At 60.0% G+C, this 20,322-nt stretch carries 10 protein-coding genes; 7 read left to right on the top strand and 3 right to left on the bottom strand.

Annotated elements, in window-relative coordinates; translation table 11 throughout:
- Window positions 1-19 precede the first annotated feature (19 nt).
- The 5 genes from INT39_RS07020 to INT39_RS07000 all read left to right on the top strand — a co-directional run bounded on the left by INT39_RS07020 (window position 20) and on the right by INT39_RS07000 (window position 10,825).
- Window positions 20-1,525 (top strand): AAA family ATPase, encoded by a 1,506-nt coding sequence (locus INT39_RS07020; RefSeq protein ID WP_193073207.1) that lies wholly within the window; start codon window positions 20-22, stop codon window positions 1,523-1,525.
- A gap of 407 nt (window positions 1,526-1,932) precedes the next feature.
- Window positions 1,933-6,381, top strand: coding sequence for a glutamate synthase large subunit (gltB, locus tag INT39_RS07015; RefSeq protein WP_193073203.1), 4,449 nt, complete (start codon window positions 1,933-1,935; stop codon window positions 6,379-6,381).
- Between the two features lie 95 nt (window positions 6,382-6,476).
- On the top strand, window positions 6,477-7,895 hold the full coding sequence (locus tag INT39_RS07010) for an FAD-dependent oxidoreductase (protein WP_193073199.1): 1,419 nt from the start codon (window positions 6,477-6,479) through the stop codon (window positions 7,893-7,895).
- Between the two features lie 537 nt (window positions 7,896-8,432).
- A complete protein-coding gene (hemE, locus tag INT39_RS07005; RefSeq protein ID WP_193073198.1) occupies window positions 8,433-9,521 on the top strand; it encodes a uroporphyrinogen decarboxylase in 1,089 nt (362 codons plus the stop codon).
- A gap of 29 nt (window positions 9,522-9,550) precedes the next feature.
- Window positions 9,551-10,825 carry a bifunctional O-acetylhomoserine aminocarboxypropyltransferase/cysteine synthase gene (locus tag INT39_RS07000; RefSeq protein ID WP_193073195.1) on the top strand — a complete coding sequence of 425 codons (1,275 nt, stop codon included), beginning with the start codon at window positions 9,551-9,553 and terminating at the stop codon, window positions 10,823-10,825.
- Window positions 10,826-10,876: 51 nt separating this feature from the next.
- On the opposite strand, the gene INT39_RS06995 is transcribed toward INT39_RS07000, so the two are convergent.
- Together INT39_RS06995 and selO are read right to left on the bottom strand one after the other, a co-directional pair.
- A complete protein-coding gene (locus INT39_RS06995; RefSeq protein WP_193073192.1) occupies window positions 10,877-12,667 on the bottom strand; it encodes an SLC13 family permease in 1,791 nt (596 codons plus the stop codon).
- Between the two features lie 216 nt (window positions 12,668-12,883).
- Window positions 12,884-14,317: a protein adenylyltransferase SelO gene (gene selO / locus INT39_RS06990; protein WP_193073188.1), complete on the bottom strand. Its 1,434-nt coding sequence runs from the start codon at window positions 14,315-14,317 to the stop codon at window positions 12,884-12,886.
- Between the two features lie 172 nt (window positions 14,318-14,489).
- Here selO and INT39_RS06985 point away from each other — a divergent pair, with 172 nt between their 5' ends.
- Window positions 14,490-16,280 (top strand): acyl-CoA dehydrogenase C-terminal domain-containing protein, encoded by a 1,791-nt coding sequence (locus tag INT39_RS06985; RefSeq protein ID WP_193073185.1) that lies wholly within the window; start codon window positions 14,490-14,492, stop codon window positions 16,278-16,280.
- A 526-nt stretch (window positions 16,281-16,806) separates the two neighbouring features.
- Complete coding sequence (locus tag INT39_RS06980; RefSeq protein ID WP_193073184.1) at window positions 16,807-18,591, top strand: acyl-CoA dehydrogenase C-terminal domain-containing protein; 1,785 nt, start codon at window positions 16,807-16,809, stop codon at window positions 18,589-18,591.
- Window positions 18,592-18,837: 246 nt separating this feature from the next.
- On the opposite strand, the gene INT39_RS06975 is transcribed toward INT39_RS06980, so the two are convergent.
- Window positions 18,838-20,067 (bottom strand): benzoate/H(+) symporter BenE family transporter, encoded by a 1,230-nt coding sequence (locus tag INT39_RS06975; RefSeq protein ID WP_193073182.1) that lies wholly within the window; start codon window positions 20,065-20,067, stop codon window positions 18,838-18,840.
- Window positions 20,068-20,322: the final 255 nt, after the last annotated feature.

Raw genomic sequence — 20,322 nt, 5'->3', positions numbered from 1 at the left:
TGACCAACGGGAAGCAGAAATGAGCGATGTGAGCACAACAGAAGATTTTCTCGATCATTACCAGCTGCAGCATGATCCCTTCGCCGCACGCACGCCGGGTTTTCGATTCTTCACGCCCAAGCGCAAGCCGGTCTTGGCGCAATTACATCATATGGCGCACTTTTCCGAACAGGTACAGGTGGTAGTCGGCCCGTCGGGCGCTGGCAAGACATTACTGCGCCAGGCATTGGTTGCCAGCTGTAACAAGGACAATGTGCAGTGCATCGTCACCTCCGGACGGGAGGTGGCGGACGCCTCGACGCTGGCGCGCTTTATTTGTCAGGCGTTGAACGTGATGGACACCAAGGCATTGCTGGAACGTGCCGAGCAGCTGCATCTGACCGGCATGCAGTTGTATATAGTGGTGGATGACGCGCATTGTCTCGATGGCGAGGCTGTGCAGTTGCTGGCTGATCTGAGCCAGTCTGGCGGACGCGCTGCGCCGCGGGTCTTTCTGTTCGCGGGCGAATCGGTCGCTGAGCTGCTGGAGGCGGTCGAGATGCCCGCCGACCGAGTGTGGTTGCAACTGATCGATCTGGCACCGTTCACCCTCGAAGAAACCCGGGATTATCTGAGTCAGCGCCTGGAGGCGGCAGGCCAGGGCATCGAGCTACTGGACGACGAGCAGCTCCAGCATATCCACCAGCAGAGCGGCGGTTGGCCGGGCGGGATCAACCAGACGGCCAGACAGACGATGGTGGAAGCGGTCGAGCCGGCAGGCCCGGTGAAGCGCAAGAAAGCCGCCGCGTTGCCGTTGCGCTCACTGGTCGCCCTGGTTCTGGTGGGTATCGGCGTAGCCATTGCCTGGATGATGGGGAGTGATGAGCCGGAACCCACGCGTACGGTGCTCAGTCTGCCTGATCAAGTGGCAACGGTGGATGTCACCGATACCACAGCGGGTGGGGCAGTTCTGCAAATGCCCAATGACGCAGCCAATATGCTCGAACGTATAGCCGAAGAGCCTGATGCCGAACCGCTGGGCACTTCTGCCAGCAGCGGCGGTGCTGCAGTGGCTGCTGGCGCTGCTGCTCGCGAGCCGGCGATAGCCGACTCGGACAACAGCGCCAATGAGCTGCCCGAGCCGATCGCCATGCCTGAGCCGGTACCGGTAGAGGCGCCGCCGGTGGTTGCCGCTCCGGAGTCGGAGCCCAAGCCCCAAGCTGTCGCTCCGGCGCCAGCAGCAACAGTCGGTGCTTATCACCAGGCAGGCTGGTATCGCCAGCGCGCCGCCAGTGAGTATGCGCTGCAGCTGCTGGGCAGCCGTTCACGCCAGGCGGCACTGGACTTCGTGGCGGCACAGTCGGGCGTGGCGGATCTGGGTTACTTCGAGACCGTACATGAAGGCAAACCCTGGTTTGTCGTGACTCAAGGTGCCTATGCCGGCCGTACCCAGGCACAACAGGGCGCGGCGAAGCTGCCCGAGTCCCTGCGCAAGCTCAACCCTTGGCCGCGCAGCTTCGGCAGCATTCAGCAATCACTGCGCTAAGCAGACTGAGCGTTCCGATGGCTCCTACGCTTCAGTGTGGGAATGCCGGTCGGGACGCTCTTCGTTCCAATCCCGCCGCGGCACAGGCAATCCAATCCGAACGCCGACATCCATAACGCAGGTTCCTGCGCAAAGCCTTGGGGAGCCAGCTGAAAGTCTGCGTCCCGGTTCTGCCCCGTCTCGGTGCAAAAAGAATAAGCACGCACCTCTTTGGTTCAATTTTGCTTGTTAGTTTTAAAAAGCATTCAATTTTACGACGGTTAGATATGTTTTTGAGTCAAAAATAATTGTCGGGCCCAAGGTGGCTGTGTAGAATCAAGCTCTCTTTTACAGTGAATAGCGGTCATAGAAGTCTCGTTAAAATTCTGTAACTGTCTGAAATGTATGTAAATATTGAGAGCGTGCCTATGAAAGCAGGTCTGTATCAGCCTGATCAGTTCAGGGATAATTGTGGTTTCGGTTTGATCGCCCATATGCAAGGGCAGGCCAGTCATCATTTGCTGAAAACCGCCATCGAGGCGCTGACCTGCATGACCCACCGCGGCGGCATCAATGCCGACGGCAAAACGGGTGATGGCTGCGGCCTGCTGATTCAGATGCCTGACCGTTTCATGCGTGCCGTGGCGCAGGATGAGCTGGCGGTGGACCTGCCGCAGCAATATGCCGTGGGGATGGTCTTTACCGGCGCCAGCGAACAAGCGCAACAGCGTGCTCATCAGGCATTTGCCACTGCATTGGCTGATCAACAGCTGCTGCCGCTCGGCTGGCGCGCGGTGCCGGTAGAGAGCAGCGTTCTCGGTCCGCTGGCGCTGAGCTGTCAGCCCCATATCGAGCAACTGTTCATCTCCGGCGAAGGGCTGGACGAGCAGCAGTTTGCGATCAAGCTGTTCTATGTCCGCCGCCGGGTGGAGATCGCCCTGCAGGACGATCCGGACTTCTATGTCTGCAGCCTGTCGGCCAAGGTGATTTCTTACAAGGGTCTGATGATGCCGGCGGACCTGGACAAGTTCTTTCCCGAACTGGGTGATGCGCGAATGGAGACCGCGATCAGCGTATTCCACCAGCGTTTCTCGACCAACACGCTGCCGCGCTGGCCACTGGCTCAGCCGTTCCGCCTGCTGGCGCATAACGGTGAGATCAACACCATCACCGCCAACCGCAACTGGGCCCACGCCCGGCGTAATAAGTTCGTCAACGAGCTGTTGCCGGACCTGAACAGTCTGGCGCCGCTGGTGAATGTCACCGGCTCGGATTCGTCCAGCATGGACAATATGCTGGAGCTGTTGCTGGCTGGCGGCATGGACCTGTTCCGCGCGGTACGCATGGTGGTGCCGCCGGCCTGGCAGAACATGGAGACCATGGATGCCGACCTGCGCTCCTTCTATGAATTCAATTCCATGCACATGGAGGCCTGGGATGGTCCGGCCGGTATCGTGCTGACTGAAGGGCGCTACGCTGTCTGTTTGCTGGACCGTAATGGCCTGCGCCCTGCGCGTTACGTGATCACCGCCAACGGCTATATTACCTTGGCGTCGGAAATCGGCGTGTGGGACTACAGTCCTGAGGATGTGATCAGCAAGGGGCGGGTAGGCCCGGGTCAGATCCTCGCCGTGGATACCCGTACCGGCGAAGTGCTGCATACCGATGAAGTGGAAAGTCGCCTCAAGTCGCGCCACCCCTATCGTAAATGGTTGAAGCAGAATGCCTTGCGGATTCAGGCAACGCTGGAGGACCGTGATCACGGCGCAGCCTTTCTCGAGCCTGACGCGTTGCAGCAATACATGAAGATGTTCCAGGTCACCTTTGAGGAGCGTGACCAGGTACTGCGTCCGCTCGGTGAGAACGGCCAGGAGGCGGTCGGTTCCATGGGCGACGACACGCCGATGGCAGTGCTCTCCAGCCGAGTGCGTACGGTCTATGACTATTTCCGCCAGCAGTTCGCCCAGGTCACCAACCCGGCGATCGACCCGCTGCGCGAAGCCATTGTCATGTCGCTGGAAACCTGCCTGGGTGCCGAGCGCAACGTGTTCGAGGAAACTGCCGATCACGCCAATCGCGCCATCCTTAACGGCCCGGTGGTGTCCCCGGCGAAATGGCGCACCCTGATGAATCTCGAGCGCCCAGGTTTCGCCCATCAGGTCATCGACCTCAACGTGGCCGCAGATGTCCCGCTGGCCGCCGCGGTGGCCGCCATCGCCGAGCAGGCCGAAGCGGCCGTGCGGGCGGGCAAGACCCTGCTGGTACTGAGCGACCGGGCCATCGTCAAAGGCAAGCTGCCCGTCCACGCGGCGCTGGCGGTGGGGGCGGTGCACCATCACCTGATCCATGTCGGGCTGCGCTGCGACTGCAATATCCTGGTGGAAACCGCCACCGCACGTGATCCTCATCACTTTGCGGTGCTGGTCGGTTTCGGCGCCTCGGCGGTTTATCCATACCTGGCCTACGAGGTGCTGGCCGATCTGGTGCGCACCGGTGAGGTCATCGGCGACCTGTATGAAGTCTTCAAGAGCTATCGCAAGGGTATCTCCAAGGGGCTGCTGAAAATCCTCTCGAAGATGGGTATTTCGACTGTGGCGTCCTATCGCGGGGCGCAACTGTTTGAAGCGGTTGGCCTGGCTGATGAAATCGTCGACTTGTGCTTCAAGGGTGTGCCCAGCCGGATTCAGGGTGCGCGTTTCAGTGATCTGCAGGCCGAACAGGCGCTGCTGGCAAGCGAGGCCTGGAATCCGCGCAAGACCATTCAGCAGGGTGGGTTGCTCAAGTTCGTGTTCGGCGGCGAGTACCATGCCTACAACCCCGATATTGTCCGCGCGTTGCAGGATGCGGTGCAGGGCGACAGTTACGACAAGTATCTGGAATATGCCGCGCTGGTGAATCAGCGGCCGGTATCGACTCTGCGCGATCTGCTGCGCCTGCGCGATGATCAGACACCCATCTCCCTGGCGGAGGTCGAGCCCCTGGAATCCCTGTTCAAGCGCTTCGACTCCGCGGGTATTTCCCTCGGCGCGCTGTCTCCCGAAGCCCATGAGGCCATCGCCGAGGCGATGAATCGGCTCGGTGCGCGCTCCAACTCGGGCGAGGGGGGTGAAGACCCCGCGCGCTACGGCAGCATCCGCACCTCGAAGATCAAGCAGATCGCTTCCGGTCGTTTCGGTGTGACGCCCGAATATCTGGTCAACGCCGAAGTGCTGCAGATCAAGCTGGCCCAGGGCGCCAAACCCGGTGAAGGCGGGCAGCTGCCCGGTGGCAAGGTCAACGAGCTGATCGCCCGGCTGCGTTATGCCGTCCCCGGCGTGACCCTGATCTCGCCGCCGCCGCACCACGACATTTACTCGATCGAGGATCTGGCGCAGCTGATCTTCGATCTCAAGCAGGTCAACCCCGAGGCGCTGGTGTCGGTCAAGCTGGTCGCCGAGCCGGGGGTGGGCACCATCGCTGCCGGTGTGGCCAAGGCCTACGCTGATCTGATCACCATCTCCGGCTACGACGGCGGCACTGGCGCCTCGCCGCTGACCTCCATAAAATATGCCGGTTCCCCCTGGGAGCTGGGCCTGTCCGAAGCGCACCAGACCCTGCGCGGCAATGATCTGCGCGGCAAGGTGCGGGTGCAGACTGACGGCGGCCTGAAGACCGGGCTGGATGTGATCAAGGCGGCGATCCTCGGCGCCGAAAGCTTCGGTTTTGGTACCGCGCCGATGATTGCTCTGGGCTGCAAATACCTGCGTATCTGTCACCTGAACAACTGTGCCACCGGCATCGCCACGCAGAACAAGAATCTGCGTGACAACCACTACATAGGTACGGTGCAGATGGTGATGAATTTCTTCACTTATGTTGCCAGCGAAACGCGTGAGTGGATGGCGAAACTCGGTGTGAGGGAGCTCAAGGATCTAATCGGTCGTACCGACCTGCTGGAGATCCTGCCCGGCGCCACCAGCAAGCAGCAGGGGCTGGATCTGCGTCCGCTGCTGTTCAGTGATGCAGTGCCGGCGGACAAGCCGCAGTATTGTCAGATACCGGGTAACGCCCCTTTCGACAAGGGTCAGACCGCCGAACGCATGGTCAACATGGCGCGTGCCGCTATTGAAGGTGCTACCGGCGGCGAATATGAGTTGAGCCTGACCAACTGTGACCGCTCCATCGGTGCGCGGGTTTCCGGCGAGATTGCCCGAGCCCATGGCAACCAGGGTATGAGTGGCGCACCGATCACCTTCCGTTTCAGTGGTACCGCAGGACAGAGCTTCGGTGTGTGGAACGCCGGCGGCCTGTATATGTACCTGCAGGGCGATGCCAACGACTACGTGGGCAAGGGCATGACCGGCGGCAAGCTGGTGATAGTCCCTCCGGCGGGCAGCGCCTTCCGTTCCGAACAGACGTCGATCATCGGCAATACCTGTCTTTACGGCGCTACCGGCGGCAAATTGTTCGCCGCGGGCATCGCCGGTGAGCGGTTTGCGGTGCGCAACTCGGGCTGCCACGCGGTGGTCGAGGGGACGGGTGATCATTGCTGCGAATACATGACCGGCGGCATGGTCTGTGTGCTCGGCAAGACCGGCTACAACTTTGGCGCCGGCATGACCGGCGGCTTGGCCTACGTGCTGGACCAGGACAACAGTTTCTTCGATAAGCTCAACCACGAGCTGGTAGAGCTGCAGCGCATCAGCGGCGAAGCCATGGAAGCCTACCGCAGCCACCTGACGCAGGTGCTGACCGAGTACGTAGCCGAAACCGGCAGTGCCTGGGGCGCCGAAGTGCTGGAGGATCTGGATAACCATATCCGTCGGTTCTGGCTGGTCAAACCGAAGGCAGCGAGCCTGCGCGCATTGCTGCGGACCACATTGGCCAACCCGCAATAAATCGCAGCGGCGGGTGTGGTTATGGCTCGCCCATGGCAAGAAATATCCAGCAGCGACGAGTGAACAACCCGGCGCTGCAGTAACGAGGTGCAACAATGGCAGACCGTCTGAATAACGACTTCCAGTTCGTCGAGGTGGGCCGCAAGGACCCGAAGAAGCGCCCGCTGCGTCAGCGCAAGACGCGCTTCGTCGAAATCAATGAGCCCTTCAAGCCCCAGGAAGCGGCCGAGCAGTCGCACCGTTGCCTGGAATGCGGCAACCCGTATTGCGAATGGAAGTGCCCGGTGCACAATTACATTCCCAACTGGCTGAAGCTGGTCGCCGAGGGCAACATCATCGAGGCGGCAGAACTGTCGCACCAGACCAATACTCTGCCGGAAGTCTGCGGCCGCGTGTGTCCGCAGGACCGACTGTGCGAGGGCGCCTGCACGCTGAACGATGACTTCGGCGCGGTGACCATCGGCTCGGTGGAGAAATACATCACCGATACCGCTTTTGCCATGGGTTGGCGCCCGGACCTGTCCCAGGTGGTGCCGACGGGCAAACGGGTGGCGATCATCGGTGCCGGCCCGGCGGGTCTCGGCTGCGCGGACGTGCTGGCGCGGGCGGGGGTCAGCCCGGTGGTGTTCGACCGCAACCCGGAGATCGGTGGCCTGCTGACCTTCGGTATCCCCGAGTTCAAGCTGGAAAAAACCGTGATGTCGCGCCGCCGCGAGGTGTTCACCGACATGGGTATCGAGTTCCGTCTGAATACCGAGGTCGGCAAAGACGTGACCATCGATCAGCTGCTGGATGAATACGATGCGGTATTCATGGGCATGGGCACCTACACCTATATGAAGGGCGGCTTCCCGGGCGAAGACCTGCCTGGCGTGCATGATGCGCTGGATTTTCTGGTCGCCAACGTCAATCGCAATCTGGGCTTCGAGAAGTCGGCGGACGATTTTGTCGATATGCAGGGCAAGCGGGTGGTGGTGCTTGGCGGTGGTGACACTGCGATGGACTGCAACCGTACCTCGATTCGCCAGGGCGCCAGTTCGGTCACCTGCGCCTATCGGCGAGATGCGGAAAACATGCCCGGCTCGCGCAAGGAAGTGAAGAACGCCAAGGATGAGGGCGTGAAGTTCCTGTTCAACCGTCAGCCGATCGCCATCGTCGGTGATGGCCAGGTCGAAGGCGTGAAGGTGGTGGAAACTCGCCTTGGCGCACCGGATGACCGCGGTCGCCGCAGCCCGGAACCCATTCCCGGTTCCGAGCAGATCCTGCCGGCCGATGCGGTCATCATCGCCTTCGGCTTCCGCCCCAGCCCGGCGCCCTGGTTTGCCGAGGTGCAGGTGCAGACCGACGATCAGGGCCGAGTCATCGCCCCCGAGCAGGCCCAATACAAATTCCAGACCAGCAACCCGAAGGTGTTTGCCGGCGGCGATATGGTGCGCGGCTCGGATCTGGTGGTCACCGCCATCTGGGAAGGGCGCCAGGCGGCTGAAGGGATCTTGGAGTATCTCGAGGTTTGATGCCGGTTGGGGGCGTTTGCGGTTTGCATTAGCGTTACTTGATGGGGGTGGTGTCTGGGTTGACGGTCTGGCCTGGCTTCGCAGACACGCCGTGAACCCATCCCTGGGGGCTCGTTGATGCCATCCCTGGCATCAAACGGTCTGCGAAGCCAGGCCAGACCATCAACCCTGCGAGACATTGAGTCGCTGATGGATTAAACCCTAACGTTCTGCTCAGCCAAATTGGTGAGAGTTGTCTCACAGCCTCTGATTTTTATGGGTGTTTGGCCTCCGTCTCGCACAGAGATGACGGCAGCGGTTACCGGTCGGGCCAGCTCGACCGTCGGTTGCCAAGGATGGCAACCGCGAGCCTACAGGGACGTATTCACGGCGTGTCGAGCAGGTCCGACCGGTAACCGCAGTCCCTGCACAATATAATATCCAATATTTATAACCTCATCGAAACGAAGCCCCCGCGCCCCTTTGCCGCACCGCCCCTTATCTTCCCTGCGATAACGGTTACAATGGACTCCATTTACGTAACTGGATGCTGATTTCATGTCTGAATTGAAGAATGACCGTTTTCTGCGTGCGCTGATGCGTCAGCCTGTCGACGTAACCCCGGTGTGGATGATGCGCCAGGCTGGCCGCTACCTGCCTGAGTACCGCGCTTCCCGCGCCCGCGCGGGTGATTTCATGGGCCTGTGCATGAATCCGGAAATGGCCTGTGAAGTAACGCTGCAGCCGCTGGAGCGCTACTCGCTGGATGCGGCCATCCTGTTTTCCGACATCCTCACCATTCCCGATGCCATGGGCCTGGGCCTGCATTTCGAGACCGGTGAAGGTCCGAAATTCCGCAAGCGCATCGATACCCTGGCGGACATCGAAGCCCTGCCGATTCCCGATGCGCGCAAGGATCTGGGTTACGTCATGGATGCGGTCAGCACCATTCGCCGTGAGCTGAATGGCCGGGTGCCGCTGATCGGTTTCTCCGGTAGCCCCTGGACCCTGGCGACCTACATGGTTGAAGGCGGTTCTTCCAAGGACTTCCGCAAGATCAAGGCGCTGATGTATGACCAGCCTGAAGCGGTCCACCTGCTGCTGGACAAGCTGGCCCAGTCGGTTACCTCCTATTTGAACGAGCAGATCAAGTCCGGTGCCCAAGCGGTGCAGATCTTTGATACCTGGGGCGGCAACCTGTCTGCCGATGCCTACCAGACCTTCTCGCTGGCCTATATGCGCAAGATCATCAGTGGTTTGATCCGCGAGCATGATGGCCGCCGCGTACCGGTAATCGTATTCACCAAGAACGGTGGTCTGTGGCTGGAAAGCATTGCTGATTGCGGCGCTGACGGTGTCGGACTGGACTGGACCATGGACATCGGCGTGGCCCGTTCGCGGGTTGGCTCCAAGGTGGCGCTGCAGGGCAATATGGACCCGACTGTGCTGTATGCCAATCCACAAGCCATCCGCAACGAAGTGGAGCGCATTCTGGCCAGCTACGGCAAGGGCCCCGGCCACGTGTTCAACCTCGGCCACGGCATAACGCCGGAAGTGGACCCGGTCCATGCCGGTGTGTTCATTGAGGCGGTGCATGAGTTTTCGGCCAAATACCATGATCCGAATGCAGTTGTCGCCCAGGGCTGATAGCTGACTTTTTACAAGGGAGAACAATAATGAAACTTGAAACCCTGGCAATACACGCTGGCTACAGCCCCGATCCGACGACCAAATCAGTCGCGGTGCCGATCTACCAGACCACCTCCTATGCGTTCGATAGCACGCAGCACGGTGCTGATCTGTTCGACCTGAAGGTGCCTGGCAATATCTACACGCGGATTACCAACCCGACCAATGCGGTGTTGGAAGAGCGGGTGGCGGCACTGGAGGGTGGGGTAGGTGCATTGGCGGTAGCTTCCGGTATGGCGGCGATCACGTATGCGATCCAGACCCTTGCCGAGGTGGGCGACAACATTGTTTCCACCGCCAAATTGTATGGCGGCACTTATAATCTGTTCGCCCACACGCTGCCACGCCAGGGGATTGAGGTGCGGTTTGCACCGCATAATGACATTGCTGCCATGGAAGCGCTGATCGATGAGAATACCAAGGCGGTATTCTGCGAGTCGATCGGCAACCCCGCGGGTAACATCGTCGATCTGCAAGCGCTGGCCGATGCAGCGCATCGTCATGGTGTGCCGTTGATCGTCGATAACACGGTGGCAACGCCGGTGCTGTGCCGGCCCTTTGAGCACGGCGCGGATATCGTCGTGCATGCGTTGACCAAATATATCGGTGGCCACGGCAACAGTCTGGGCGGCATGGTGGTGGATTCCGGCAAGTTTCCCTGGGCGGATAACAAGGATCGTTTCCCGCTGCTGAATACACCTGACCCGTCCTACCACGGTGTGGTCTATACCGAGGCTTTCGGCCCGGCGGCCTTTATCGGCCGCTGCCGGGTAGTACCGCTGCGCAACATGGGCGCGGCGCTGTCACCGTTCAACACCTTCCTGATCCTGCAGGGGCTGGAAACCCTGAGTCTGCGCATGGAGCGTCATTGCGAGAACGCGCAGAAGGTGGCCGAGTACCTGCAGCAGCATCCGCAGGTGGCCTGGGTGAAGTTTGCCGGCTTGAAGGATAACCCCGAATACGAACTGGCCCAGCGCTATATGGGTGGCACACCGGCGGCGATCCTGTCGTTCGGTATCAAGGGGGGGCAGGAAGCAGGTGCACGCTTCATTGATGCGCTGGAGCTGGTGCTGCGGCTGGTGAACATCGGTGACGCCAAGTCACTGGCCTGTCACCCGGCCTCGACCACGCATCGTCAGCTGGATGATGATGAACTGGAAAAGGCTGGCGTACCGCGAGATTTGATTCGGCTGTCGATCGGTATCGAACATATCGACGATATTCTCGCGGATCTGGCGCAGGCGCTCGAAGCGTCGAAATAGGTTACTGCGTATATGATAAAGGCGGCTCCGGCCGCCTTTATTGTTTCTATATCAGACCGGAAACAGCGGCCAGATCAGCGGAATGACCAGCGTCGCCGCAGCCCACATGATCAGGTTCAGTGGCAGGCCGATCCGCACGAAGTCCATGAACCGGTAACCGCCGGCGCTGTAGACGAATGTGTTGGTCTGATAGCCAATCGGGGTGGCGAAGCTGGCGCTGGCAGCGAACATCACCGCAACCACGAAAGGGCGCGGATCAGCACCCAACTGATGAGCTACGCCGATGGCAATCGGTGTCAGCAACACCCCCACCGCGTTGTTGCTGACGATTTCGGTGAGAACCGAGGTCAGCAGATAGATGAATGACAGCATGAACAGCGGCCCGAGCAGGGGCGACAGCGTCATCACCTGACCGACTATGCTGTCCACCAGGCCGACCTTGTTCATGGCGATACTGATCGCCAGCATGCCGAAGATCAGCGCGAGAATCTTCCAGTCGATGGCCTTGTAGGCATCCTCGACTTCCAGGCAGCCGGTGGCAACCACTACGGCGGCAGCGATGATCGCCAGCCCTTCGATCGGCATTACTCCCAGTGCCGCCAGCAACATCACAGACAGCACGGCGACAATGGCAATCGGTGCCTTGTTGCGGCGATAGGCTCGCTCCTGCACGGTATTCAGGCTGATCAGATCGCCGTTATCGGCGAATTTACGGATCTGCGCCGGCGAGCCTTCGACCAGCATGACATCGCCGAACTGCAGCTCGAAGTCATCCAGGTTGTCCTGAATATGCTCATCCTGGCGGTGCACGGCCAAGACGTGAATACCGTAGCGGGCGGTCAGGTTGAGGTCGCGCATGGGGCGGTTGATATAGCGTGAGCTGCGCGCCACCACGGCCTCGGCCAGTACCACGTCGCGGGTGGAGATGGTCTCGAAACTCTGGTCGCGGTTGAACTCCAGCACGCCATTCTGCCGCAGCTCGACGAAGTCGCGGACATTGGCATGAAGTATCAAGCGGTCGCCAGCAGTCAGCATGGTGGTGTTGAGCGGGGTGGTCAGCTCGTCGTCACCGCGAAACAGCTTCAAGACCTGTATGCCGCTGTCGCCATTGAGCTGGGCCTCGGCAATGGTCTGGTTGATCACCGGAGAGTCCTGGGGCACCAGCAGTTCAGTCATGAAGGTGCGGTTGCGAGCTGGACGCAGGCGTTCTGACAGACTGTCGCGGTCTGGCAGCAGACGGTTACCGAACAACATGATGAAGGCCAGGCCGATGGCTGACATGATCGCACCTGCCAGGGTGATCTCGAACATGCCGAACGGCGCCAAACCCTCCTGTCGGGCCACGCCATCGACGAGAATGTTGGTCGAGGTCCCGATCATGGTCATGGTGCCGCCGAGAATGGTGGCATAGGACAGTGGAATCAGTATTTTCGATGCCTTGCTTCCGACCCGGGCGGCGAGAGTGACCGCCACCGGAGTCAGAATGGCGACCACTGGCGTGTTGTTGATGAAGGTCGACAACAGCATGGCGGTGACCAGCAGGGCGAACAGCATGCGTGTCGGGCTGGTGCCACCGATACGGGCCAGCACGCTACCCAGTTTGTCCACGCAGCCGGTGCGTTCGAGTGCGGCAGACAGCACGAACATGCAGGCGATGGTGACTGGGGCGCTATTGGACAGGACGCCGAGAACATCGGCAGGCGTCAGCAGGGTGGTGGCCAGGAGAATGGCGACGGCAATACCGACCACCACATCGGGGCTGAATTTCTCACGCACGAAGGCGTACATGACCCAACCCAACAGGGCGGCCACGCCAAGCATGGGCAGGGTGTCCCAGTTCATCGGCAACTGAATCTCGTATGAGGTATCGGTTCCGCGTCAGGAACCAGAAAGAAGGGCTAACCCTAATGGGCGGTGCTTAGTCTGTCCAAGACAATATAATGATTTTCTTATGCATTATAGGAATAAGGGTGGGCGGTCGTGGGGGAAGCTCCGATTAACCTGATACTGTGGGAAGGCCCAACCCAGGGCGACAGGCGCCCGCGGGACGTAGGGCTCTCACGAAGAACAGCTGATCTCCAGTCGGCGCCCCCAATCCGGCGGTGGTGCCGCATAGGCTTCCCGTCCAGGTTGGCGAGTGAAGGGCTGGCGCAGGATCTGGTGCAATTGCTGCACTTCGCTGAAGTCATTTTCCTCGGCGGCGGTAATGGCCTGCTGGGCCAGATAGTTGCGCAATATGTAAACCGGATTGCAAGTCAACCGGCCCGCCAGTGCGCCTGGGTCTGCTGCCTGGCGGGCCTGATGTTGCTGCAACCAGGCATCAAAGGTCGCACGATCGATGAACTGATCACGCGCCGTCGAATCATCCTCAGCCAGTAAACGCAGGGTGATGTGATAATCGCTGGCGCTGTCCTGCATCTGTTGCAGCAGACGCTGCAACAGTTCTTCATCACCTGGTTGCTCGCCCGCCCAGCCCAGGCGGGCGCGCATCAGGCGCATATATTCAGCTTGGTGGAGCGGCATCACCGTGGCCAGTTCGGCCTTCAATTGATCGACTTCAACAAAGGGGGTCAAGGCCTGGGCCAGGCAGGCCAGGTTCCAATGCCCAATGGCCGGCTGGCGGTTAAAAGCGTAACGACCCTCATGATCAGAGTGGTTGCAGATATGACCGGCGTCGTAATCATCGAGAAAGGCGTAGGGGCCGAAATCGAAGGTAATACCAAGAATCGACATGTTGTCGGTATTCATCACGCCATGGCAGAACCCATAGGCCTGCCAGCGAGCAATCATGTCCACTGTGCGACGCAACACCTGCCGGTACATGTCCAGTACGGGCTCGTCTGCCTGTTGTGAGGCGGGATAACAGCTCTGCAGGGTGAAGTCGACCAGCTCGCGCAGGGCGTCATGCTGCTTGGTGTAATAGAAGAACTCGAAATGGCCGAAGCGGATATGCGAGGGCGCCATGCGCAGCAGCATGGCGCCGCGCTCCTGGCGCTCACGGTACACCGGGTTGTCGCCGACGGTCACACATAATGCGCGGCTGGTGGGGATGCCCAGTGCCTGCAGTGCCTCGGAGGCGAGGAATTCACGGATTGATGAGCGCAGCACTGCGCGCCCGTCGCCCATCCGCGAATAGGGCGTGCTGCCGGCGCCCTTGAGATGCAGATCCCAGTACTCGCCGGTTGAATTGATCACTTCACCCAGCAATAGCCCGCGCCCATCGCCCAGTTGCGGATTGTAGGCGCCGAACTGATGGCCGGAATACACCATCGCCCGTGGTTCGGCTTCGCTCCATATCTTCATGCCGGAAAACAGCTCGGTGAATATCTCGGATTGCGCCTCTGCAGGATCCAGATCCAGCAAGGCCATGGCATCCTCACTGCTTACCACCAGTTGTGGATTGCTCAGCGGCTCAGGAACGACCTTGCTGGAGAAGGTATCGCCGAGTCGGGCGAAGCGGTTGTCGAATTGCAGGTCAGCCAGAGAAGTCATGGGGGCGCCGATAACAGGATGCGGGAGCTTTATGCTGCCTGCCTTATGCCCGCGTATCAAGCTATGTAATGGTCGGTCATATCCGTTGACCGCTCGGTCAGCGGGACATTAATGTCAAACGACTGTATGAATAATGATCAGCGCATTTCCTGCGTCATCTCTGGAGAATCCGATGCCCAGTTACACAGCCCCGTTGCGCGACATGCGCTTTGTCATGGATGAAGTGTTCGATTTTGCTACCGGTTATGAGACCCATGGCCTGACCGACGCAACGCCCGATCTGGTGGATGCCGTCCTTGAGGAAAGCGCCAAGTTCGCCAGCGAAGTGCTCGCCCCGCTGAATCGCACCGGTGATGAGGAAGGCTGCCATTTCGACAACGGTGTGGTCACCACGCCCAAGGGTTTCAAGGAAGCCTATCAGCAATACGTGGACAACGGCTGGGCAGCGATGAGCGGCCCGGTCGAGTTCGGCGGCCAGGGCCTGCCGGCCTCTCTGGGTCTGGTGGTCAACGAAATGACCGCCGCCGCCAACTACGCTTGGAACATGTACCCCGGCCTGACCCACGGCTGCGCCTCGGCGATCCGCGCCCATGGTAGCCAGGAGCAGAAAGAGCTGTATCTGAACAAACTGGTACCCGGCCACTGGACCGGTACCATGTGTCTGACCGAGCCCCACTGCGGTACCGACCTGGGCCTGATCAAGACCCGCGCCGTGCCCCAGGCCGATGGTAGCTATGCGGTTACCGGCACCAAGATCTTCATCTCCTCCGGCGAGCACGACATGGCCGAGAACATCGTCCACCTGGTGTTGGCCAAACTCCCCGATGCACCCGCCGGCACCAAGGGCATCTCGCTGTTCATCGTGCCCAAGTTCCTGCCCGACGCCACCGGCGAGAAGGGCGAGCGCAACGGCGTGGCCTGCGGCTCCATTGAACATAAGATGGGCATCAAGGCCTCGGCCACCTGCGTGATGAACTTCGACGGCGCCACCGGCTTTCTGATCGGTGAAGTCAACAAGGGCCTCAACTGCATGTTCACCATGATGAACGGCGCCCGTCTGGGTACCGGTATGCAGGGCCTGTGTCACGGCGAAGTGTCCTATCAGAACGCCGTTGCCTACGCCAAGGACCGTCTGCAGATGCGCTCGCTGTCCGGCCCGGCCGAACCGGAGAAGGCCGCTGACCCGATCATCGTGCATCCCGACGTGCGCCGCATGCTGCTGACCATGAAAGCTTTCAACGAAGGCAACCGCGCGCTGGCCTACTACACCGCGCAGCTGCTGGATAATGCGCACTATTCACAGGACGAAGCCGTTCGTGCCAACGCCGAAGACCAACTGGCCTTCCTGACGCCGATCTGCAAGGCGTTCATGACCGAGACCGGCCTGGAAGTGACTCTGCTGGGCATGCAGGTGTTCGGTGGCCACGGCTACATCCGCGAGTGGGGTCAGGAGCAGCAGGTTCGTGACTGCCGGATCGCACCCATCTACGAAGGCACCAACGGCATCCAGGCGCTGGACCTGCTTGGCCGCAAGGTATTGATGAGCCAGGGCAAACTGCTGCGCGCCTTCTCCAAGGAAGTGCACCTGTTCTGCCAGGCCAACGAAGGTCATGCGCAGTTGGGCGAGTACTTCAACAAGCTCACCGCGCTGAATGCCCAGTGGGGCGAGCTGACTCAGAAGGTCGCCGTCAAATCCATGCAGAACAAGGAAGAAGTCGGCGCCGCAGCCACGGACTTCCTGATGTTCTCCGGCTACGTCATCCATGCCTTCTTCTGGTTGAAGATGGCGGTGGTCGCTCAGCAGAAACTGGACGCCGACAGTTCCGAAGCTGCTTTCTATCAGGCCAAGTTGGCCACCCAGGAGTTCTACTTCAAGCGACTTCTTCCGCGGGCCCAAGCGCATGTCGAGGCATTGGAAGCGGGTGCCGATACGCTGATGCAGATGGGTGCGGATCAGTTCTGAGTCTGCGCATGGGGTGCTGCTGGTTCGATGTCTGATGGCGTTGGCCGGCAGGGCTGTCACGACACGCTGCAAGTACATCCCTGTAAGCTCATTGATGCCATCCATGGCATCAAACGGTCGTGCCAACCCTGCCGGCCAACGCCATCTGCGGACTGTAGTTGCCGCTGCTGGTCTTTTTGTTGTTATTGAGCGCGCGGCGCTCTCGGAGTGGTTTTAAGCCCGCAGCAACACAAATGTGCATGAGGGAGCAGGCTGGTAGGGCTGACACGACCGTCGGTCGCCATGGATGGCGACCGCGAGCCTACAGGGATGTATTTACGGCGTGTCGTGACAGCCCTACCAGCCTGCTCAATCCAACACTACGATCACAACATCAAGCCGGTATTATCAAAGTTTAGTAACGCGGTCCAAAGTAGTGACCAAAGTATAAGTAAAAGTCACAACAAGACGCTATCGTTTAAAAAGTTCTCGGTCTACAATCGGCCAATCGACCCGTTCGAGCGGGCATATTGACTGAGGAGTTCCCATGGCCGAGTACCAAGCCCCCCTGCGTGACATCCGTTTCGTTCTCAATGAAACCTTTGAAGCCGATCGGCTGTGGCAGAGCCTGCCTGGCCTGAATGGCGCAATCGATGCTGAAACCGCTGATGCCATGCTGGAGGAAGCCGCCAAGATCACCTCTCAGACCATCGCCCCCCTGAATCGCAACGGTGACGAAGAAGGCGCAGTGTGGAATAACGGCGAAGTCACCACCCCGGCAGGCTTCAAGGAAGCCTATCGCACTTATGCCGAAGGCGGCTGGGTAGGGTTGGCAGGCAATGCCGAATACGGCGGGCTGGGCATGCCCAAGACCCTCGGCGTACAGGTCGAGGAAATGATCTACGGCGCCAACAGCAGTTTCGCACTCTATATCGCCCTGACCGCCGGCAGCACCCTGGCGCTGGACGCCCACGGCAGCGAAGAGCTCAAGCAGAAATATCTGCCGAACATGTACGCCGGCACTTGGTCAGGCACCATGTGTCTGACCGAGCCGCATGCCGGCACCGACCTGGGCATCATTCGCACCAGGGCCGTGCCCGAAGCCGATGGCAGTTATGCCGTTACCGGTACCAAAATCTTCATCACCGGCGGCGAGCATGACCTGACCGACAACATCATTCACCTGGTACTGGCCAAGCTGCCCGACGCACCGGCTGGCCCGAAGGGTATTTCCCTGTTCCTGGTGCCCAAGTTCCTGGTCAACGAAGACGGCAGTCTGGGCGAGCGCAACACCCTGAGCTGTGGCTCGATCGAACACAAGATGGGCATCAAGGGCTCGGCCACCTGTGTGATGAACTTCGACGGTGCCAAAGGCTATCTGATCGGCGAAGTGAACAAGGGCCTGAACGCCATGTTCACCATGATGAACTACGAGCGACTGTCCATCGGCATCCAGGGCATTGGTTGTGGCGAAGCCTCCTACCAGACCGCTGTTGCCTATGCGCGTGAACGTATCCAGAGCCGTGCGCCGACCGGCGCGATACAGCCCGAAAAGGCTGCTGACCCGATCATAGTGCACCCTGACGTGCGTCGCATGCTGCTGACCATGAAAGCCATGACCGAAGGCAGCCGCGCGTTCTCGACCTACGTCGGCATGCAGCTGGATATCAGCAAGTTTGCTGAAGATGAGCAGATCAAGAAGAAGGGTGAAGATCTGGTTGCGCTGCTGACACCGGTGGCCAAGGCCTTCTTCACCGACGTGGGCTTTGAAAACTGTGTGCATGGCCAGCAGGTTCTCGGCGGGCATGGCTATATTCGCGAGTGGGGTCAGGAGCAGCTGGTGCGGGATGTGCGCATCGCGCAGATCTACGAAGGCACCAACGGCATTCAGGCGCTGGATCTGATGGGGCGCAAGACCGTCGCCAATGGCGGGGCGTTCTTCAAGGTCTTCGCTGATGAAGTTGACGGTTTCATTACTGACAATGGCGCAGCTGACATGGGCGAGTTTGTTCAGCCGCTGCAGACTGCACTGGAAAACCTCAAACAACTGACTGCTCAGGTCATCGAAAGCAGCAAGACCAACCCCAACGAAGTCGGCGCTGCGTCGGTGGAATATCTGCACACCTTCGGTTATACCGCCTATGCCTATATGTGGGCACGCATGGCCAAGACCGCGCTGGCTGTGGAGCAGGACGGGGATGGTTTCTACCAGGCTAAGCTGGCCACTGCGCGCTTCTATTTCAAACGATTGCTGCCAAGAGTCCAGTCGCTGAGTGCGGCGGTGCGGGCGGGTAGTGAGTCGTTGTTTGAGTTGGATGCGACTCAGTTCTGAGACACTTTATTGATATGTAGGAGAAGGCCTACAAGGCGTGGTGGTAATAGCCTATGGGCCTACCCCTACCATCTACGTACTATTGGTTTCGCAAGGATGCACCGCAGGAAGCGAAGAAATACCAATAGGGAGCAGGGAACAAGCTACAGGAAGTGCCCTCGTTAAGGATGATGATCAGGACGTTATTTTGCGAAGCCCCGCCTCGGCGGGGTTTTTTAATGGGCGTCTTTCGGCTTTTTCAGAATCTCAGTCCTTCTCTGTCGATTGGGCCTGGACTGACTCCGTCTTTCCTTCGCGTTTGAGCAGACTCTGCAGGCCTGGCGTTTGCAGGATAAGCAGAGCGCCAGCGCCCGCTACCATCCCCCAGAACGCCGAGGCTATTCCCAGCAGGGATACGCCGGAGGCCGTGACCAGAAAGGTCACCAGCGCGGCTTCGCGATGCCGCTCTTCCTGCAACGCGCTGACGAGCCCGCTGCCGATGGTATTGATCAAGGCAAACCCAGCGATGGCCAGAACCAGCTCTTTGGGGAAAGCCAGAAACAGCGCACCAATACTGGCGCCGAAAATCCCTGCAACCAGATAGAAAAGACCGGACACAATCGCAGCGGTGTAACGTTTGGCGGGGTCGTCATGCGCCTCGGGGCCGGTGCAGATAGCGGCGGTAATGGCAGCGAGGTTAACGCCAAAGGCGCCGAATGGTGCCAGCAACAAGGTCGCCAGCCCGGTCCAGCCGATCAGCGGCGAAGCCGGTGTCTGGTAGCCAGCGGCCCGCAGCACTGCCAGTCCAGGCAGGTTCTGTGACGCCACGCATACCGCGAACAACGGCAAGGCCACGCCCATCATGGCCTGCATGCTGAAGGTCGGCGTGACCCATTGGAGCCTGGTGACAGTGAAGTTCAGGGCACTGAAGTCCAGCATGTTACCCAGTGCAGCCACTGCAACACCGACCACCAGAGGCGCCATCACGGCATAGCGCGGAATCAACCGCCGAGCCAGCAGGTAGGTGAGCAGCATCGAGAAGACCAGGCCAAAGGCAGTTTCCAGCGCGGCAAAGGCCTCCATGCCGAAGCGCAACAGCACACCGGCCAGCATGCCTGCTGCAATCGCCGGTGGAATACGCTGCATGATACGTTCGAACCAGCCGAAGAAGCCGCAAAGTGCCATCAACAAGCCGCACACAATGAACGCACCGGTGGCTTCATGCAGGTTGGCGCTGGAGGCAGCAGTCACCAATACCGCAGCACCAGGCGTTGACCAGGCGGTAACTACCGGCGCCTTGAAGCGCCAGGAAAGATAGATACCGGACAGACCGATACCCAGACAGAGCGCCAACATCCATGAGCCGATCTGTGCCGGTGTGGCGCCCAGATCGCGGGCAGCCTGAAACACCAGGGCGGCGGAACTGGTGAAGCCTACCAATACCGCGACAAAGCCGGCGCTGAAGGAGGAGAGGGACAGGTCCTTGAAAAACTTCATGGTCTGCCTCTGGATACAGGCGCAGGGGCGAGCGAAAAAGGCGTGTCAGACGGCAGATATGAGTTGGTATTGGTCACCATGACTTCCTGTGCAACAGAGGGTTGTGCAGCGCAGTTCATATTAGCGTAGCTCGACGCTGCAGTGGCAATGCAACGCCGTTGTCTTCCACGCCGTGCTGGCGCGGTCATGCTAGGATTGAAGCGGCCGTGCTTCCTGCCAGTGCAGTTTTGCAGTTGATCCCACGGCCGGCCATCA

Source organism: Pseudomonas sp. FME51 (assembly GCF_014897305.1).
Note: the sequence above shows the minus strand (reverse complement) of the source record. Positions and strands in the feature narration are given on the sequence as shown.

Coding starts and splice junctions, on each gene's coding strand:
- INT39_RS07020 (WP_193073207.1), top strand. CDS start 20: ATGAGCGATGTGAGCACAACAGAAGATTTTCTCGATCATTACCAGCTG.
- gltB (WP_193073203.1), top strand. CDS start 1,933: ATGAAAGCAGGTCTGTATCAGCCTGATCAGTTCAGGGATAATTGTGGT.
- INT39_RS07010 (WP_193073199.1), top strand. CDS start 6,477: ATGGCAGACCGTCTGAATAACGACTTCCAGTTCGTCGAGGTGGGCCGC.
- hemE (WP_193073198.1), top strand. CDS start 8,433: ATGTCTGAATTGAAGAATGACCGTTTTCTGCGTGCGCTGATGCGTCAG.
- INT39_RS07000 (WP_193073195.1), top strand. CDS start 9,551: ATGAAACTTGAAACCCTGGCAATACACGCTGGCTACAGCCCCGATCCG.
- INT39_RS06995 (WP_193073192.1), bottom strand. CDS start 12,667: ATGAACTGGGACACCCTGCCCATGCTTGGCGTGGCCGCCCTGTTGGGT.
- selO (WP_193073188.1), bottom strand. CDS start 14,317: ATGACTTCTCTGGCTGACCTGCAATTCGACAACCGCTTCGCCCGACTC.
- INT39_RS06985 (WP_193073185.1), top strand. CDS start 14,490: ATGCCCAGTTACACAGCCCCGTTGCGCGACATGCGCTTTGTCATGGAT.
- INT39_RS06980 (WP_193073184.1), top strand. CDS start 16,807: ATGGCCGAGTACCAAGCCCCCCTGCGTGACATCCGTTTCGTTCTCAAT.
- INT39_RS06975 (WP_193073182.1), bottom strand. CDS start 20,067: ATGAAGTTTTTCAAGGACCTGTCCCTCTCCTCCTTCAGCGCCGGCTTT.